The sequence below is a fragment of the Pseudomonas sp. DCB_BI genome, from assembly GCF_026240995.1.
Lineage (GTDB): Bacteria > Pseudomonadota > Gammaproteobacteria > Pseudomonadales > Pseudomonadaceae > Aquipseudomonas.
On the sequence record NZ_JAPFCG010000009.1, the window covers coordinates 164667 to 183236 of the forward strand.

General features: G+C 54.6%; 13 protein-coding genes and 1 tRNA gene. 2 read left to right on the top strand and 12 right to left on the bottom strand.

What is annotated here, in order from left to right; all coding sequences use genetic code 11:
* Positions 1–15: 15 nt before the first annotated feature.
* The 3 genes from OO258_RS12165 to OO258_RS12175 all read right to left on the bottom strand — a co-directional run bounded on the left by OO258_RS12165 (position 16) and on the right by OO258_RS12175 (position 3287).
* The gene (locus OO258_RS12165) at positions 16–810 is read right to left on the bottom strand and encodes a carbon-nitrogen hydrolase family protein (RefSeq protein WP_266030675.1); all 795 of its coding nucleotides are present in this window, start codon (positions 808–810) and stop codon (positions 16–18) included.
* Between the two features lie 14 nt (positions 811–824).
* Positions 825–2507, bottom strand: a complete 1683-nt coding sequence (locus OO258_RS12170) for a flavin monoamine oxidase family protein (protein ID WP_266030676.1) — start codon at positions 2505–2507, stop codon at positions 825–827.
* Between the two features lie 318 nt (positions 2508–2825).
* Positions 2826–3287 (bottom strand): Lrp/AsnC family transcriptional regulator, encoded by a 462-nt coding sequence (locus OO258_RS12175; protein WP_110745867.1) that lies wholly within the window; start codon positions 3285–3287, stop codon positions 2826–2828.
* Between the two features lie 172 nt (positions 3288–3459).
* On the opposite strand from OO258_RS12175, the gene OO258_RS12180 reads away from it, so the two are divergent.
* On the top strand, positions 3460–4014 hold the full coding sequence (locus OO258_RS12180; protein WP_266030677.1) for a serine acetyltransferase: 555 nt from the start codon (positions 3460–3462) through the stop codon (positions 4012–4014).
* Between the two features lie 345 nt (positions 4015–4359).
* On the opposite strand, the gene OO258_RS12185 is transcribed toward OO258_RS12180, so the two are convergent.
* Together OO258_RS12185 and OO258_RS12190 are read right to left on the bottom strand one after the other, a co-directional pair.
* Positions 4360–4770, bottom strand: coding sequence for a very short patch repair endonuclease (locus OO258_RS12185; RefSeq protein ID WP_266030678.1), 411 nt, complete (start codon positions 4768–4770; stop codon positions 4360–4362).
* Between the two features lies 1 nt (position 4771).
* Complete coding sequence (locus OO258_RS12190; protein WP_029615452.1) at positions 4772–5962, bottom strand: restriction endonuclease; 1191 nt, start codon at positions 5960–5962, stop codon at positions 4772–4774.
* Between the two features lie 87 nt (positions 5963–6049).
* Between OO258_RS12190 and OO258_RS12195 the strand changes: the two genes are divergently transcribed.
* Entirely contained in the window at positions 6050–7024 is a 975-nt protein-coding gene (locus OO258_RS12195) for a DNA cytosine methyltransferase (RefSeq protein ID WP_144179847.1), read from the top strand.
* Between the two features lie 27 nt (positions 7025–7051).
* On the opposite strand, the gene OO258_RS12200 is transcribed toward OO258_RS12195, so the two are convergent.
* The 7 genes from OO258_RS12200 to OO258_RS12225 form a co-directional block, all read right to left on the bottom strand.
* Positions 7052–8464, bottom strand: coding sequence for a hypothetical protein (locus OO258_RS12200; protein ID WP_266030679.1), 1413 nt, complete (start codon positions 8462–8464; stop codon positions 7052–7054).
* Position 8465: 1 nt separating this feature from the next.
* Complete coding sequence (locus tag OO258_RS12205; protein ID WP_144179849.1) at positions 8466–10652, bottom strand: sensor histidine kinase; 2187 nt, start codon at positions 10650–10652, stop codon at positions 8466–8468.
* 1166 nt (positions 10653–11818) lie between these two features.
* Positions 11819–12061 (bottom strand): TraK family protein, encoded by a 243-nt coding sequence (locus OO258_RS27670; protein ID WP_416309207.1) that lies wholly within the window; start codon positions 12059–12061, stop codon positions 11819–11821.
* A gap of 916 nt (positions 12062–12977) precedes the next feature.
* The gene (locus OO258_RS12210; RefSeq protein WP_028633554.1) at positions 12978–13196 is read right to left on the bottom strand and encodes a hypothetical protein; all 219 of its coding nucleotides are present in this window, start codon (positions 13194–13196) and stop codon (positions 12978–12980) included.
* 229 nt (positions 13197–13425) lie between these two features.
* Positions 13426–14493 carry a site-specific integrase gene (locus tag OO258_RS12215; protein ID WP_266030681.1) on the bottom strand — a complete coding sequence of 356 codons (1068 nt, stop codon included), beginning with the start codon at positions 14491–14493 and terminating at the stop codon, positions 13426–13428.
* Between the two features lie 126 nt (positions 14494–14619).
* Positions 14620–14696 (bottom strand) — tRNA-Ile (locus tag OO258_RS12220).
* A 16-nt stretch (positions 14697–14712) separates the two neighbouring features.
* A complete protein-coding gene (locus OO258_RS12225) occupies positions 14713–18456 on the bottom strand; it encodes a bifunctional diguanylate cyclase/phosphodiesterase (protein ID WP_266030682.1) in 3744 nt (1247 codons plus the stop codon).
* Positions 18457–18570: the final 114 nt, after the last annotated feature.

Consider the following 18570-nt stretch of genomic DNA (forward strand, 5'->3'; position numbering starts at 1 on the left):
CCCGCGAGTGGGCCGTCAGCCTCTACGCAGGTGCAGCGCCTGGCGCAGGTCTGTCAGGTAAGGAAATGCCTCCCGCCCCTGCACCACCCGCTCATGTTCCAGTTCCGCCAGCAGCAGGCACTCATCCCGCCCGGCCATCGCCAGCAGGCTGCCATCCGGGCCGATGATGCTGCTCTGCCCGCAATAATGGATCGGGTCTTCCGCGCCGCAATAGTTGGCATACACCAGGTAGCACTGGTTTTCCTGCGCCCGCGCCCTCACGGTGACCTGGCATATGAAGTCGTACGGGGTCATGTTCGCCGTCGGTACCAGGATCAGTTCGGCACCGTCCAGCGCCAAGCGTCGGGCATTCTCCGGGAACTCGATGTCGTAACAGATCAGCAGCCCGACCTTCCAGCCCTCCAGTTCCACCACCGGGAAGTGATCGGAGCCGGCGCTGAACATCGAGCGGTCCAGCTCTCCGAACAGGTGAGTCTTGCGGTAGTTGCTCAGGCTGCGGCCCTGTGCATCGATCAACTGCACACTGTTGTAGATCGCCCCATCATCGCCACGCTCGGGGTAGCCATAGACGATAGCGATACGGTGCGCCTGGGCAATCTCCACCACGTCCATCGCCGCTGGGCCATCGTTGGCTTCGGCCAGCCGCTCCACCTGGGCCAGGCCGATGTTATAGCCGGTCAGGAACATTTCCGGGCACACCAGTAGCTGTGCGCCGCGTTTGGCTGCCAGCTGCGCCTGGTCGCGCAGCCGTTGCAGGTTGCCGGGCACGTCCAGTGGCTTGGGTTCGCCCTGGAACAGAGCAATGAGCATGGCGTCTCCTTGTGTCAGTCTGCCAGGGCGATCGGGCCGATTTCATCGAACACGTCACCCGGGCCTGGGTTGTCCGGGTGGGTGCTGCCACCGAAGTGATTCATGATACCCCACACCGCATTCAGCGATGTCTGCACTGCGCCTTCCACCCAGGCCGGCGTCCACGACACGTCGTCACCGGCGATGAACATGCCGCGCTGCTCGGCTGGCATGTCCTGCTGCATGAAGTGCGCGTACATGCGCTGGTTATAGCGGTAGTGGCCCGGCAGTGCGCCCTTGAAGGCGCCCAGGAAATGCGGGTCGGCCTCCCAGGAAATGGTGATCGGGTCGCCGATGATATGCCCGGCAATGTCGGTCTTCGGGTAGATTTTCTTCAGCGCATCCAGGGCCAGTTGCACGCGCTTTTCCACCGGGTGCGGCAGCATCTTCAACGCATCGCTCATCCACGCGTAGGACAGGCAGATCACCCCCGGTTTGTCGTCACCGTTGTCGAACAGGTAGGTGCCGCGGGTGAGCCGGTCGGTAAGGGTCGTGCTCATCAAGTCGCGCCCGGTTTGCGGGTCCTTGTCCTTCCAGAACGGCCGGTCGACCATGACGAAGGTCTTGGACGACTGCATGTAGCGGGTGCGGTCCAGGGCCATCCACATCTTCTGCGAGAACAGCGATTCCTCGCAGTCGATCTGGGTGGTCAGCAGCCAGGTCTGGCAGGTGGCGAGCACGGCGCTGTAGTGGCGGGTATCCCCCCAGTTGTCGGTGACGGCCAGGCGGCCATCAGCGGCGCGTGCGATGCGCTTCACCCCGGTACGTGGCGCGCCACCATGCAGCGCGCTCAGGCTGGTGCCCTCTGGCCAATGTACGCAGCGCTCCGGCACATGGCGCCAGATACCTTGTGGCACTTGCTCCACCCCGCCGACCACCAGGTGCTGGTGATCGTCGCAGTTGGTCATCACCACGCGGAAAATTTCCAGCATCGAGTTGGGGAAGTCCGAGTCCCAGCCGCCGGTGCCGAAGCCGACCTGTCCGAACACTTCGCGGTGCTGGAAGCTCAGCTTGGCGAATGAACGCGAGGTAGCGACGAAGTCATAGAAAGTGCGGTCGTCCCACAGCGGTACCAGCTTGTTCCACAGCGCTTTCAGGCGCGGTACGTCACGGTCGCGGATGGCTTGCTGGATATCGGCGAACTGGGCACCGCTTTCCAGCGCGTCGGCCCAGGCATCAGCGACTTCGTGGAACAGTTGCGGCAGGTCTGTGGCTTTTTCGGCGTAGTAGGTCTGGCCTTCCAGGTCGATCACCGTGCTGCCCGACGCCGGGGTCAGCGGGTTGGGGAAGGGCTTGGTCTCCAGGCCCAGCTTGTCTACGTAGTGATAGAAGGCGGTGGACGACACCGGGAAACGCATGCCACCGAGTTCGGCGATGATCCCGTCGGTGCCGTTGAAGGCTTGCGAGCGCAGCCGGCCGCCCAGCTTGGAGGCCTCGTACACCACCGGCTTCAAGCCCATTTTCATCAGCTCGTAGGCCGCCACCAGGCCAGCGATACCGGCACCTACGACGGCCACTTCCTCACCATGGCGCTCAGCCGGAATGCTGCCCAGGCCTGCCGGATGCTCCAGCCAGTCGTCGAAGGCGAAGGGAAAGTCCGGGCCGAAGATGGTGATCGGCTTCTTGCCATCGGCGGGGTGGCGGTTTTTCTTGTTCATGAAGTGACCTTGCCAGAGAGGCTGCGCGGGTAGCGGAGCCTGAGTATAGGAGATGCCTGGGGGTCATTTTAGGGAGTGGGGTGTTCGTTATTAAGATGCAGAGTGTTGTCTTAATGTCGTTTGTTTCGTCGATTTGACGATAGTGATGTTGTTTTTGACGAAGTGCTTGTCTTTAGCTTTGGGGTGGGTGTGAAATCGAGCGCCGCCCGCGCGGCGCTCGATTTCACAGGCGCTGCAAATGTCTGGCTCTTACCAACCTGTCAAACTGCAACCCACCACAAAGGGAGGGACTGCTCTACGGGCAGGAGGCCTGACTGATCACAGCGGTTGCCCGCGATCCACCTTGCTGCTGAGAATGATCGACGTGGTGGTCTTTTCCACGCCGTCGACGCTGCCGATCTGGTCGAGCAATTGGTCCAGTTGTTCAGGCGAGTCTGTACGCAACCAGGCCACATAGTCGAACTCGCCGCTTACCGCACACAGCTGCTGCACTTGCCCCATGGCACTCAGGCGCCGCACCACCTCCTTCCCGGAACGCGGCTGCACCTTGATCCCGACATACGCCTGCAGCCCGCCGCCTGTCACGCTTTGGCCCAAGCGTACTCCATAGCCGGAAATGACCTTGTTCTTCTCCAGCCGCTCCAGTCGCGAGTTGACGGTAGTGCGGGCGATACCCAGCTGGCGGGCGAGGGTGGCAACGCTTTCGCGGGCGTTGATCTGCAATAGGGCAATCAGCTGGCGGTCGATTTCATCCAGCGTGATGGAGCGGAAGTCCGACATGGCAAGTCTCTACGGTTGGCCTGATAGCCTAGCCAGCCAGTGCCAGTCAGGGCAAGGCTAGTTCCCCACCCCCTGCTAACGCGGTCCCACAATGGGAACGCATACGCTCCGGGGGCTGCGTCTTCGGCAGTAATTCGGCATGATGAAGTGCTAGTCCAACTGGAACCTGAGCGTGAACCTCGACCACCTGCTCGAATGCTGGCGACTGGAAGTCTCCAACAAGAAAAGGCCCGGACGCCGCATCAGCCTGCTGTTCAACGTGCTGCGCCGCGCACGCAAGGACAACAAACTACGTTTTCTCTTCGCCTACCGCCTGGCCCAATATCTGGACGCTGGCGGTGGCCTTGCCCGGCGCCACGCTAGGCGCATGCAGCAGCGCCTCAACCTGAAGTACGCCGTGGATATCGACATCTGCGCCCAGATCGCCCCCGGCCTGCGCATCGCGCACCTGCCGGGTGTGGTGATTACCCGGCACGTGAGCATCGGGCGCAATTTCTTCATCCGCCAGAACTGCTCGATCGGCATCAAGACCCTGGGGCTGGATGAGTACGCCCTGCGCATTGGTGACAACGTCAGCATGGGTGCCGGCAGTTGCATCGTTGCCGACCGTATCGACATTGGCGATGACGTGGTGATTGGCGCGATGTCGTTGGTTAACCGAGATATTCCGGCAGGTATGACTTTCTATAACCAGCGGCAGGTCAAGATGTGGTTGCGGGAGGGGTAGGGGATCGTTGCCTGGCAGCGATGGGCAAGGAACAGTCCCTACCTTACTGCGTACGATGGAGATGCGAGCGTAGCCATCTGATCGCCAGACAAGAAAAAGCCGCGCATTGCGCGGCTTTCTGGTATCTGGTGGGCCCACACGGACTCGAACCGTGGACCAAAGGATTATGAGTTGCCAAGAAACACTGCAAGCCCGGTGAAATCGACCATAGCATAGCGCATGTACCGTAAGCTGAAAGCACCATCGTTGCTGGTGTTTAGCGTAATTTAACAGAGAAAGTCCGAACTGGGCACTGTACCGCTGGTGTACTGGGTTGTGACGCCCCAAGAGAGCAAGGCCATGCTTTCAGGAAAAGATTGATTCGAGTCTTCTGTGTAGCCGCCCCAGGTCTTTGGTCTCGCATTCCCAGATCACCTCTGTGCTCCAGCCTAGAGACCGCAAGGCTTTTTGAACCTCTAGATCCCGCTCCGCATTTCTGGAGAGCTTTGACAGCCAAAATTCAGATCTAGATTTTGGTGTGTAGGCATATCTGCAATTGGGGTGACGATGCCAAAAGCAGCCATGTACAAAAAGGCACAGATGGAACTTCGGAAATACCAAGTCAGGCGAACCGGGGAGATCTCTGCGATGTAATCTGAAACGTAAACCCATCGCATGGCAAGTCGAACGCACGATGATCTCCGGCTTCGTATCTTTGCCACGGATTCGCCTCATGATGCTGGAGCGTTGAGCTGGTGAGACGATGTCCGCGCACATTTTAGGCCTGCTCGATGGGGAAGCTAGTCTTGAGCCACTTGGTCAGCTCGGTTGCACTCTGCAATCCAGCCTCCTTGAGTAACTCAACAATATCCCTTCCCGAAAGAATCATCACGGGATGTCCATCTTCTACGATCTCCTTGTAGGCTTGAGAGTTCACCCACGAGGTGGTGATCAGAACCCCGAACTGCCGATGCCGGAGCCGTGATATCAATCGTGAAACCTTGCTGACACCTACCGAAATTTCAGGCTGGTAGCACTTTGCTTCAATCGCATAGTCAACCAGAACCGATGACTCTGGCCGTCCAATGCGTAATTTGCCAATACCATCGCGTCCTCCGTCCCGATAGCGTCTGGTCAGATCGAGCTCGACCGTATCTGGCAGGCATTGCCTGACCAAGTGAGCTGCGCAGACCTCGAAGGCATATGGGTCTTCTTGGAAGTAGCTATGCAGAGTCTGTAGCATCCGAAATTCTGAAGCTGAGGAGGGTAACTGCTCTGCTTTCGACCGTATTGGTTGGGTGCGCTTACTAATCAGTGGCTTGAAACGTCCACTCTTGATCCAATCTATCCACTCCTTCGGGGCGTGTTTGCTGTCGATCCCACGGATTGAATGATTGATAATGTCGCTGAGCCATGCACGGGGAATTTTGGAGATGTCCAGGATAGTGAAGGTCGCTCGATAGTTCTGAAAGCGCTGCCCCTCACTGGTGTGCCAGACGCTGATCAGGTCATCGTTATGGGTACTCCCGATGGTTCCTGGAACGACCAAGCCGCGGAAGATTTTGTCTCGATAATTTCCGGCTTTGGTGAACACCAAAATGGGAGGTATACGCTCTCGCTGGCCGGAATGCAGACGTTCAAAGATCAGCTCAAGCAGGTTGTTTCCGTAGCGCTTGGTCTGATCTAGTTTGCGGCCAGGCTCCTTGTTATCACCGTAATAGGTGAAGGTACCCGTTGAGAGATCTAGCTCATCAGGCCAGTCAGGATCCTGCAGGCTGGACACCAACGTGATGAGCAACGGATCGTCTCGCTTCCCTCTGATGCGGAAACCGCCTTCATTGCTGACCTTCAATAAATGCGTCAGTGGTTCATCGCCTGCGTTGCCTTTCCGACTGCCGGCGTAGCAGGCGTCAATCAGCAGGTCGGCACCCTCCAGCTCGCTCAAAGAAAAAACTTGGTTGCTGCTCATTTTTTAGACTGCTCCTTAGTCGTAAGGACTTGAATGGTGCCGGTAACCTGGTAACCTGGCTACAACGATAAAATGGAACGTTTTCCAATGGATCAGATACGCGCATTTGATATGTTCTGCGGTGCTGGCGGTGCCAGCCTAGGTGCCCGTGAAGGCGGCGCCACGATCGTCGGGGGGGTAGATCTTTGGGGGCCGGCAGTCGAGTCTTTTCGTCTCAATTTCCCTGAAGCCCACGTCTTCGAGCAGGATCTTCGCAAGCTCACTCCAAAGCAGGTTCTAGCCAAGACAGGGCCCATAGATCTGCTGATCTCCTCCCCTGAGTGCACCCACCACACCTGCGCCCGTGGTAACAAGCCACGTTCGGATGAAAGTCGTGATACTGCTTTCCAGGTCATCCGATACGCGAAGGTTATGAAGCCTCGCTGGATCACCCTGGAAAACGTGGTGCATATGAAACCGTGGTCGCGCTATGGCGAGCTGAAGAAGGCTCTGGAGAAGCTCAAATACAACGTACATGAGCAGATCATTGATGCCTCCCACTACGGCGTTGCCCAACGCAGAAGGCGGCTGTTCATGATTGCTGAACTGCGAGGTCAACCTGAGGCGATAGAACCCCTGAATCCGTTTTATCGTAACGTCTGGGACATTTTGGCGCCGGAAGGCACATATAAGATGACTCCGCTCAGAACCCCGCGGCGCGCTAAAGACACGCTTGCACGAGCTGATAGGGCTATAGCCGAGCTGGGAGAGAACAAAGCGTTCCTCATCGTCTACTACGGCTCTGACGGTGGTGGTGGTTGGCAGCGTATGGATGAGCCATTGCGCACGGTTACGACTATCGACCGTTTCGCTTATGTAGTCCCAACGTCCAATGGCCATATGATGCGGATGCTGCAGCCGGATGAGTTGCGCAAGGCCATGGGTTTTCCTGAGCACTATAGATTCCCAGACGTAACAAGACGCGAGAAAGTAAAACTGATGGGGAATGCTGTTTGCTCGCCGGTTATGGAGGCGATAGTACAGTCTTTGATTAAACAAAAAATTTGTCTAAATGCAGCATAAAAAAAGCCCCTTTGATAGGGGCTTCTTTTATCTGAGTTCAACAATCCCAGGTCGCGTTGTTTGGCGAATTAACCAGCTTGTTATATCACCCAGTATCTGTTCTCTAAGCCGCCCTTTATAGCACTCTGCAAATATTTCATTGGCTTTCTTTGTGTCTATCGAAAATGTCAGTCGGGCGTTGAAGGTGAAAAAGTATTTGCCTCCGTCGGAATTCATCATCTCGGGTAGGCATACAAGGTAATCGCCGAGTAGTTTATTGGTTCTCTGGCCGGTTTCCTTGTCTATGAGTTTGCAGTAATCTATGTATTGTTCAGGAACTAAAACCCCGACCAAATACTTGTTCCATGTTGACTTGATTTGTGCGTGATCGCAGGGCGGGGTGATATCTAGGGCAACGACAGTGCAATTGCTGCTAACTTCATTTTTCTTTGGCTTTTTTTCTTCTCGGCCAAACATGAAGAAGTTTGCTCTAATAAAGCTGTTTAGCTCGTCGATTGTGCCTATGTCACCAGGCAGTAGATTAAAGTGTTGTGATATATCTACGATACTGCCAGGAGGCAATGCTGGAGAGGGTGTGGAGAGCTCTAAATGGATGATTCTATTGGTTTTTGCTTTCCAGTTTTCCAGTCTTAATATTTTTTCTGCATCAAGCTCTTCAAAATTTTCAATTCCGCTGTTGGTGTCCTTTATTTTGTCTCTCAGCACTGAGGATAAAATATCTTTTAAGCCCTTCGAGAAATTTTCAGGGTGGACATTCTTCCCAATTTCAGCGAGGGCCATCTCGCGTAAAATACTTCCCAGGTCTGAATCAAAGTTGGCGCCGGGTTTAATGAAGCTCGTGATCTCTGAAACTGTTTCTGAAACTGCTCGGAATACTTCAAACTCCCAGTTTATTAGGGCTGTTGTCGCTGGATAAATGTTTGTTTTTTGACTGATATGCTGGGAAAGCTCCTGGAGGAGCTCAGGTTTTATATCGGCAACCTTCTGTACGTCGCCATGTAAGCCGGCTTTGCTATACTGTGGTTTGGTATCTAGTACTACATATGAAAATGGTTTTAGCCCGGCGGGAAGCTCTTCACGCAGATGGTTGAAAATCTCTTCGGCTTTAGTTGTGCCGAGATTGTTTTCCGCTCCGGCCCAGGTGGACCAAGTTACAAGAAGCCATGGGCCGTTGTGCTCAGATACTACTGCTTCGATTGTGGCTACGGCGGCATCATAATCTGTCTTGCTTGGCTCGCCTGGAGATGTAAGAGCCAAGTCTTGAAAAATAATCCTAACTCCATTGATTTTAGGCTTATCTTGATGTTGATGCTCGATCAGCTTCTTTTCATCATATTGAAAAAAATAACACGGAACTAAGCTGTCGATTAGTCTAGTGCATATAAGCATGCCGTCATCATATTTGTCGTCGATGACTAGCGCGTGACCGGTATTGAGCACTTTAAGCTTCCTTGTTGAATACTAGGCCGACACAGGCTCCAGTTATTACTTTTGGCCTGTCGACTGCATCTGTGTTTGGGAACGAAAGCCGCCCTGCGTGAGACTTCATCACCATGTCTGCGTAATAGAGGCCGATCCCCATTCCTGCCGGTTTTCGGGTATGAAATGGCTGTACTAAATCTATAGGTTCATCAATGAAGCCGGGTCCATTATCAGCAATGATTATCGATGGAGCCTCAAGCTCAGCAGATGGAGAAATCCATATGCAGCGTTCGGTCTCTACTTCGTCGAGCCAATATATGGCATTATCTATTATGTTCACCAGGGCCGAGGTGAGCATTCTTCTCATGCCTTTAATTTTGAAGTCTAGATGAGGAGAATTTTTGAAGCCATCTAAGAAAGTGATCTTATGTCGTTTAAATCTTCTCTGTTGTGTCAGTAGGGCATATTGTACGAGGCTCGATGCGCTCATTTCCTCCATTCGTTTATTGCTGACCATGTACATGGCCCCCTGCAGAATAGAGACTAGCTCGTTAGACATTTGCTTCAGTTGATCTAATGGTGCTCCGTCTGCGATACTCGAGTTAAGCCCTTTTACGCCACGCTCCAGCTCGTGGAATACAGTGACCAACCCAAGTCCAGCTCCAGCGGCTGAAAGCATTACGTCTCTTGTTTCTCTATAGCTTTTGCCAACACCCCTTACCAACTGTCCTATCTGTTGGTCTAGTTCTTTGTTCTTTAATACCGTTTGCTCTAGCTCATTCAGTATTTCTTCAATGCTCTCTTTTTTCTTCCCGTGCGGCGTTCCGGGAGATGTGTTGAGAGCATCCTTCAGTTTTCGCTTGTCTTTATTTCTTTCTGCTTCAAATTGAGAAACGATACAGATCATCGCGTATACAAGTTCGTTGTAGGCATTATTCTCAACGAAGCCTTCACGATTTGTCTTTTCCTGTAGTCCCGGACTTCCGTCTAGCTCAAGATGTAGCTCGCCAATTATCTGTTTGCTACCAAATTTTCTTGTGGGACCTTGAATCCTCCGATGGTCGAGTCCAAGCCAGTCGTCACCCGGCTCGCCGTAGTTATATACCCGGAGTCCATCTCTATAAACTTTTATTCCGCCTTGTTGTTTTACGTAATCTTCTAGTCCTCCGGCTTCATCTTTAATGTAGCGAAGGATTTCTTTGTCGAAGTCGAACCCAATAATTCGGCCTTTGAGGGTGCCTATTTCCAAACCTGGATTATCTGGTGGGGACGTTCTATAAAGATCTGGTTTGTATGGCCTCTTCTTTCGTTCCTTCCAGTTTTCGCCGTCCTCAGGATGTCGGAAGCGGAAGAACTCGAAAGAGGCAAGGTCAATTGGAGTTTCCCTGCCAGTCACGATGTCTTTATAGTCGGCAACTATAGCGGAATAAGGAGTATACTTGTAAGTATAGCTAAGGCCGCTGTTTGATAGTTCAAAGTCAAAACTAAACAGGCTCTGGCTTTCTGCGAGTACAGGGTCGAACAAGTCTGTTAACCAATCTTTTTCGGGTATGACCTTGAAGTTTACTTCGAATCCATCTTCTTTTTTTCTCTCGTTACCTTCTACTTCTAGGGGGGCAGGAGTCATAGCCTTTACTGATCTGTAAAGTCTTCTGATGTCGCCGCGCTTCCAGGTTTGTTTAAGGTTGGAGATTTTTATATATGTGCCGGTGCTGCGTTCCATGAAGACCTCTGGTGGTCTTTCATAAATATCTATCTTGGCTTGGTCTAGATATTCGGATTTGGAGAAACTCTCCCAGTCTATATCGACAACTACTTCAGGTTGGCCTTGAGCTCGTGTTACCATCAATATCTTCGTGCCAAGCCTGTGAACAGCAAACCGTCCTACTCCTTTTTCTCCTACTTGTAATCGTCCTTTTTCAGTTCTTATGCCTTTAATTCTTTTTTCTAATTTGTGGCCGTGCGCCGGCTCCATCCAGACCTCTGTTACAGTCTGAAAACTCATTCCGTAGCCATCATCTTTTACTATTATTGTGCCGTTGTCTTTATCTATGTTCACAAGGTTTAGATTGACTTCGGAGGCATCTGCGTCATATGAGTTTTTAACTAGTTCGAAAAGTGCTAGGGTATGATTCTTAATAAGCTGCTCGCCAAGCAGCTCCATTATTCTTGCTTTAGGCCGGAACGATGTGGTCTTTTTTTGCATTTCTAATGGCGCTCAGCTTTAATTTGATGGATTGGCATATTCAATTCAATTCAATTTGAATATATTTCGCCTGCTTGTTCGCTCTGTAATATAGTGGATCTTGTACCTGTCTCCACTGTACCTGCGCTCGCTGCTTGAGAGCCAATCACTCATATTCCTTTTGCGCACCCAGGTCCTCAAGGTTAGTGGAGCAGATTGTCGGCCTGTCCGTTGAGGTAGGACGTGACTCTGTCTAGGCGGCGACAGGCTCGCTTGTCCGACACAGCAGGAGGTGGGCCGGCGTACCTGTGGCTGAATTATCTGGCGTTTGACCCGTGGAGACCTGAGTCGGCCGATCACTCGCGTCTTCGAACTCAGCCAAACTAGGCTGTCGCGAAATGGGTACAGCCGGGGGCCGTTGTTCATTGCCTTCCTTGCCTAGATCTTCTGGATGGTGTTATCGGGTATGCCCGACCAGGTGTGTCGAGATCCCCATACTTTTCCGTCGCTGATGATGGCGAATTGATCGCGCTGACTCAAGAGGGGTAGGGCTTTTGTCCATGGCTGATGGACGACCTAACCTCTGCTGTGAACGCTAGATGAGCCGTGCTCTCTCGACTCTCGAATGTGTTGGAGCCTAATGGGGGCGGCCGTCTGCCATCGTACCGCTGATGGGTGAAGCCGGCTTGCCATGTGTCCGAAAATGCTTCTAAACATCTGGGCATGGCTAGTGAAGTGTTGATCGTGGGCCAGTCAATATTTTTGCAGGTTTTAGCGTTGTGGAGGGACGCGATCAGGTTTTCAGAATGCCTCTTCCTTGGCAAATGTGAGCGACCGAAGAGGTTTCTCCAGATTTTTCGAATGCATTTCTTTCGCTCATTGGTGCGCTTCAACTGACCTTCCGTTGTCAGCGTTGCTGCAGCTACCGCTTCACAGAGCAAGATAGCATTGAGCGCCGTAGGCGCGAATACGCCAACGTGAAGTTAGCTAACCGACTTATCGGTTAGCTAACTTCACCTGTCTTGCCCTGAATATTCGTGTAGCTGAAATGAGCGTCAGTAGTGAACTCAGGCGCGCAACATGTATGCTACAGCGTTTAATTATTAGCTGATCGCTTCAACAAAGGAAATGATCGGGTTTTGAACTTTAGGGCAACGATTGTTCGGCTAAGCAACGGTGCTCAATAGCTATTGAACACCGCAGTTTATAGGTAGTAATTTCCTGGCGTAACGACGAAAAGCTTGATAGCCAAAGTCGATAGATCCTTCATCATGCAAGGTCTTCCAGATCCCTAGTAAGGACCAACCACCTTCAATCGCTTGCAGAATTTCCTCGCGTAGCAAGATGAACTTGGCCAAATTGGTACTCGGGTCTGAAGGAGGGTAGGTCGCGATTACTCGTTCCGCGATCCGTATGGTAAGGGGTTTCATCTCAACCTCATGGATGACTAAATCTCAGAGCTAGGGCTTGGTTTCTCATTTGTCAAAATTCGGACTGGTGATGTGCCAGAGCTAGACCTATTTGTCCTTAACTTCTTCAAGTACTCCTTTCCTACGGTCGACCGGTTCTCGTTCTTGACACTTGACGGGCCTATTTCCGGGTTGTCTGTCGAGGTAAAGTGAGGTGCGTTATCGTCACGCCTAGGTTTCCCCGCAGGTGCTCGGTCCTTGAAGTTGTAGCTGCCATCTCGATATCGCTTGATGATTCCGTGAAACCACCGGACTGCTGTGGTTTTGATAGATCCCGCTTTGATCGCAGCCGACAGTTCGTCCAGCATGCGTTGCTGGTCAACGGGAGCAACCTGCTCCAGCGCCTTGAAAATTTGGCTTCTCGTTTCAGCTGATACCAATGCCGTCAACCGCAGTGGCGGACCATCGGCTACCGGTACATCGTCGAGGGACGTAGTAGTTTTCTTATTTCTTGGTTTTATTGCTTTGTTAGTATTTATATGTGCTTGTTTCCCCAGGTGCGGCTGCTCCGTGTGCGGTTTATCCATGTTCGGGTTATCGCAATATGGTGCAGCGGAGGCTTGGCTATTGGGCTCGTCAGATATATGCCATACCGTTTTTGCGAATCGGCCTCGGGAGTCATGGGTGCGCTTGATACTCAAGTAGCCTGCGTCCTCCAACTCCTGTAATCCGCTCCTGGTTGCGGCTGTACCAGTGCCGTTTTTCTTAGATAGCGATTCCACCGTCAGGTATGGGTAGCCTGGAGGTAGTGATAGTAATTTCACAAGTAGGCCCAACGATTTCCAACTCAGGTTTGAGTCGCTTATTACATCGTTAGGGATGATTGTGAAATGGCTGGATACCTTTCTTTTTACAACTAGGGATATAGACATCTTCGTCAGCCCTGCTCAAGCACCTTGGCTACATCTGCGGTTCTGAAATAAATCCTCCTGCCAATTCTCACCTTACAGGGGAGGAATTTTCTCGATACCTCATTGTCGCCACTCAGACTGATCCTCAAGCCATCCTTGCTTCTGTGTAGCACCTCCGCAAGCTGTTCGAGGGACAAGAGTGGAGCCCCAGAGAATAAGTCGCGTATATATTCTTCAGTGGTCATGCTAGGTGTCCTCCGCTTAATTTCGGATATCCTATGACACCTAGCGCAAATTTATAAAGAACTTTTTGAATATTGGCTTGACAGCGGGATAGTTTAGCTATAGTTCTCCGTTCTTGTTTTAGCTCAACTTATTTAAAGTCGTAGCTGTTTTAGCCGCTAAATTTGAACCTCACCTCGTGTGGTGCGGCTATAGTGCTGGGGTTTAGCTAAGCTTTTTTGATTTTTTTAGCTAAACTTTTTTGTTCTTTGACATGTTGTCCAGCCGGGCTACTAGATCTTCGGAACGTAGATGTGTGTATCTTTTCAACATTTGCATCGATTTGTGGCCACTGATGCTTGATACCTCTTGGTCGGAAAGACCACCTTCCACCAAGCGGCTGACAGCCTCATGCCTCAAGTCGTGAAATCTAAAGTCGGATAGCTGGAGCTTCTTAACCAACAGCCCCCAGATTTTTGTGAACGCATAGGGGCGGCGCTTTCCATCTCTACCGGGCTCACCGAAAAACACCAAGTTGCACTCGCTAGGGCGAGCTGGATTCATCATCGCGGCTCTGAAAAGCTCTGTGGCTCGCTTGCTCAGTGGCACAGTTCGTTGACCATCATTTTTCGTGTCGACCAGTCTTACGATGCGTCGCTCTGTATCCACCTGAGTTCTGCGTAGCGACGCGATTTCACCTGAGCGCATACCAGTTTCCAGAGCGATGCCAACGATCCACCCAAGCATTGGATTGCTGTGCCGATTCACCTCTGCGAACAGCCGCCGTTCCTCATCCGGCGAGAGCCTACGATTGCGACCCTCCCCGGGGCTTGGCTTGCGTATATTCAACACGGGGTTAAACGTCAGGCCGAGCCCCCACTCCTGGATAGCGACCGTGAAAACGTGGCTCAGTAGAGCCAGCTCCAGGCGAACGGTGTTGTTGCTGGTCGTGCCTGCGCGGCCTGGCTCGTTAAGGCGCTTGTCGCGATAGTTGGCAATGGTTTCAGCGGAAAGGGCTGCGAGAGAATACTTGCCCAGATGCTCCGTTAGCTTTTTAGCCTTGGAGATCTCACCGCGTTGAGTCGTAGGCTTCTTTGTGGGTGTAATGTCGGTCAGGTAGCGCTTGAGCGCTATTTCCAGCGTCATGCGCTCAGAGCCGCTGCGCTGGATGTACACACCGCGCACCATCTCGTCTTCGGTACGTCGTGACCAATCCTCAGCGTCGCGTTTGGTGCGGAAGGTTTTGGCGTTGGTCGGCCATCCGGTCTTGCGGATGACGGCCTTCCAGGTACCGGCAGGGGTTTTGACGATTGTGGCCATCTGAAGGACTCCAAAGGCGTGCAAGCGAAGCCGCACTGTACCTAATTTGTACCTTCGGACCATAGGACTGATCCGGCTGCCACAAACCCAAAAAGCCGAAAGCCGCGTAATACGCGGCTTTAAGGTTGGTGGGCCCACACGGACTCGAACCGTGGACCAAAGGATTATGAGTCCTCTGCTCTAACCAACTGAGCTATAGGCCCTCAGTAAGTGGCCGGATTATAACGAGGGTTTCGCAGCTGTGCCATCTGAAAGATCCGATAGTGCTATGCGAAGAAACGTAGCTGCGAACTCTTCTGGCGGCAGCGGCAGGCTGACGATGTAGCCTTGGATTTGTTCGCACCCTTCGGCCGCCAGAAAACGCTGCTGGGCCTGGTTCTCCACACCTTCTGCAATGATCGTCAACTGCATGCTGCGGCCCAGTGCGATGATTGCGCGGGCGATGGCGGCATCGTGGGGATCGTCGGGCAGGCCGCGGATGAACGACTTGTCGATCTTGAGGATGTCCAGTGGCAGGCGCTTGAGGTAGCTGAGCGAGGAATAGCCGGTGCCGAAGTCGTCGATGGCCAGCTGTACGCCGAGTTTCTTCAACTGGTACAGCACGGCCAGGGCCTCTTCGGCCTGGCTCATGATGAAGTTTTCCGTGATCTCCAGCTGCAAGTCGCCGGCCTTGAGTTGGTAGTGCTTGAGCAGTTGCTCGATGCGCCGGGCCAGGTGCGGGTGGCGTAGCTGGGCGCCGGCGAGGTTGATCGACAGCGGGCCGAATGGTTCGTAGTGCTGCTTCCAGGCCTGCATCTGCCGGCAGGCTTGCTCCAGCACCCAGTCACCGAGCTGGAGAATGGTGCCGTTTTCTTCCGCCAGGTGGATGAAGTGCTCTGGCGGCACTTCGCCGAAAGTCGGGTGGCTCCAGCGGATCAGCGCTTCGGCGCCCACCAGGTTCTGGGTCTTGAGGCTGAGCTTGGGCTGGAAGCACAGGCTCATTTCGTTGCGTTCCACGGCGCGGCGCAGTTCATGTTCCAGGGCAATGCGCTCACTGGCCTGGGCGGTAAGGTCGAGGGTGTAGGCTTCGACGCGGTTGCGGCCCTTGGCTTTGGAGCGGTACATGGCGGCGTCGGCATTGCGGATCAGCGTGGCGACGTCGGTGCCGTCCTGTGGATAAAGGCTGATGCCGATGCTGGCGCTGGTAAAGAACTCGTGCTCGCCAGCCTGGAACGGTGCGTTGAAGCAGGCCAGCAGTTTGTTGGCGATGGTGCTGGCGTCGCTCGGCTTGTGCAGGCCGGGCAGCAGGATAATGAACTCGTCGCCGCCCAGGCGGGCCACGGTGTCTACGTCGCGTACCTGCTCCTTAAGGCGCTGGGCGATACCCTTGAGCAGCAAGTCGCCGACCGGGTGGCCGAGGCTGTCGTTGATGTGCTTGAAGCGGTCGAGGTCGAGGAACAGCACCGCGCCCTGGCGGTTGGATACCTGCGCGCAGGTGAGCACAGCCTGCAGGCGATTTTCGAACAGGGCGCGGTTGGGCAAGCCGGTCAGTGGATCGTGGTGGGCCTGGTAGTCGAGTTTGGCCTGGGCGTGCTTGATGCTGGAGATGTCGGCGAAAACCGCCACAAAGTGGGTGACCTCGCGTTCGCTGTTGCGCACGGCGCTGATGGTTAGCCAACTGGGGTACAGTTCACCGTTCTTGCGCTTGTTGTAGATTTCGCCCTGCCAGTGGCCTTCAGCGGTCAGCTGGTGCCACATGGCGACATAGAAGGCACTGTCGTGCTGGCCGGAGGCGAGCAGGCGTGGGGTCTGGCCGAGGGCTTCGATCTCGCTGTAGCCGGTGATTTCGCTGAAGGCGCGGTTGACGGCACTGATGCGCTGGTCGATGTCGGTAATCAGCACGCCTTCGGCGGTGTTCTCGAATACGGTGGCGGCCAGCTGCAGTTTTTCCTGCATCAGGTGGCGTTCGGTGATGTCACGGGCGATGGTCAGCATGCAGTCCACGCCGGTAATCGGCAGCGGCCGCGCAGACAGCTCGCAAAGGCGGATCTGCCCGTCGCTGCGGCGGATATGACAGGTGAAATCGCGCACGAAGCCGTCGCGGTTGAGCTGGTCCACCAGGCGCTTGCGCTCGTTGAGGTCGACCCAGATGCCCAGGTCCAGTGAGGTCTGGTCAATGGTCGGGTTGAGGTCGTAGCCGGTGAGGCGGCAGAAGCCTTCGTTTACTTCCAGCAGCAAACCGTCGCTCTGGCGTGACAGCAGCAGGCCGTCGGGCGAGGCATGGAACGCCTTGGCGAATTTTTCTTCCGAGGTTTGCAGTTGCTGCTGAGTTTCCTTGAGCTGGCTGATGTCGCGTACCGCCACCACCAGCGCCGGCGTGCCGTCGAGTTCGAAGGTTTCGGCGGAGGTCAGGCCGGTGAACAGTTGGCCGTTGCTACGGCGGAAGCTCATCTCCAGATTGCGGATACCGCCCTGGTGCAAGCGTTCGAGCACCAGCGGCCCGCTGCCTTCAACACCCCACAGGTTAAGGTCGGTGGCTGTGCGGCCAATCACCTGGCCCGGCGTCAGGCCGATCTGTTCTTCAAAAGCCTCGTTTACCTCCAGCAGGCAGCCATCACTGTGGCGCGCTATCAGCAGGATATCGGGGCACTGCTGGAACACCGAAGCGAACTTCTGTTCTGACAGGCGCAGGGCGTCCTCGGTACGCTTGGTTTCGCTGATGTCGATCATCAAACCGCGCATTACCGGCTGATGGCCGTGCTCGATCATGCTGACAATATTGCGCACCCACAGTGGCTGGCCATCGGCACGTATTACCCGGTAGTCCAGGCTGTGGTCTCGACCGGCTGCGGTTTCACTGTCGCAGTACGCCTGAGCCCAGAGGGCGTCCTCCGGGTGCAGGATGTTGCGCCAGAAGCCAGGTTTCAGCCAGTCAGCCAGAGGGTAGCCCAGCAGGCCTTCGGCATGCGGTGATACATAGCTGTAGGTGAAGTCGTTGGCATCTGCTTCCCAGGCGATGGCTGACAGGCTCTCGACCAGGCCGCGATAGTGGTACTCGCTGCTGCGCAGCTCCTGTTCCAAGGCAATGCGTCGGGAAATTTCCGAGCTGAGCCGGCGATTGATGCGGATGACCACGGCCAGTACGCCCATCAACAACAGCACTGTCGGCAAGCCGTAAACCAGCAAGTCCGACCAGAACATCCGCTGGTCGACCACATTGCCCACCCAACGCTGCTGGATCTGGCTGATTTCGCTGCTGCTCATGTCGGCCATCACTTTATCCAGAATGCCGACCAGCACCTGGTTGTTGCGGGGCACGGCCATGGCCAGCTGATAGCGGTATGGCGTTTCGCCGCTGACATAGAGGCCATCAAGCTTCAACTGGCGCAGGCTCCAGATGCTTGACGCGAGGTCACCGACGACAGCGTCCACCTGGTCAGTGGCCAAGGCCTGCAACGTCGAGCTGACGTTGGGTAGGGCGACCAGGTTGAGATCGGGGTGGTGGGTACGTAGCAGCTCGTGCGGCGCGTAGTTTTCGACCACCGCGACTTTTAGGCCATACAGGTCATCCAGGTTTCGCGGTTGCGCGCCGCCTTTGTGCGCGAGGATCACGATGGGGAAATCGAGATAGGGGCGGGTGAAGGCCAGGTAAACCTGGCGTTCGGGGGTGGACATGATGCCTGGCAGCAGGTCGATGCGGTTTTCCCGCGCCTGCGCCAGTACCTCGGTCCAGCTGCTGGGCTCGACCGGCTTGAACGCTACGCCCAGGCGTTGCTGGATCGTGGCGATGTAATCGGCGGCCAGTCCCTGGTAACGGCCCTCCTGGTCGCGAAACTCGAACGGTGGCCAAGAGGCGTCTACGCCCAGGCTGAGCTGCGGGTGGGCAGCCAGCCAGGCTTTCTCCTCGTCTGTCAGGGTCAGCGCGCCGGCCGTTGTGTTCCACAAAACCAGGAGCAGCAACAGGATGGCCGGCTTGAAGGGCATGGCGGCCTCGCATTCAGATGGTCTGAAGTCGAGTGTAGACGGGCATTGCGGCAGGTGTACGGTGGAAGGAGGGGTCTTTTGTCCGATACAACAGGGCCTTGCGGCCTTGGGTAG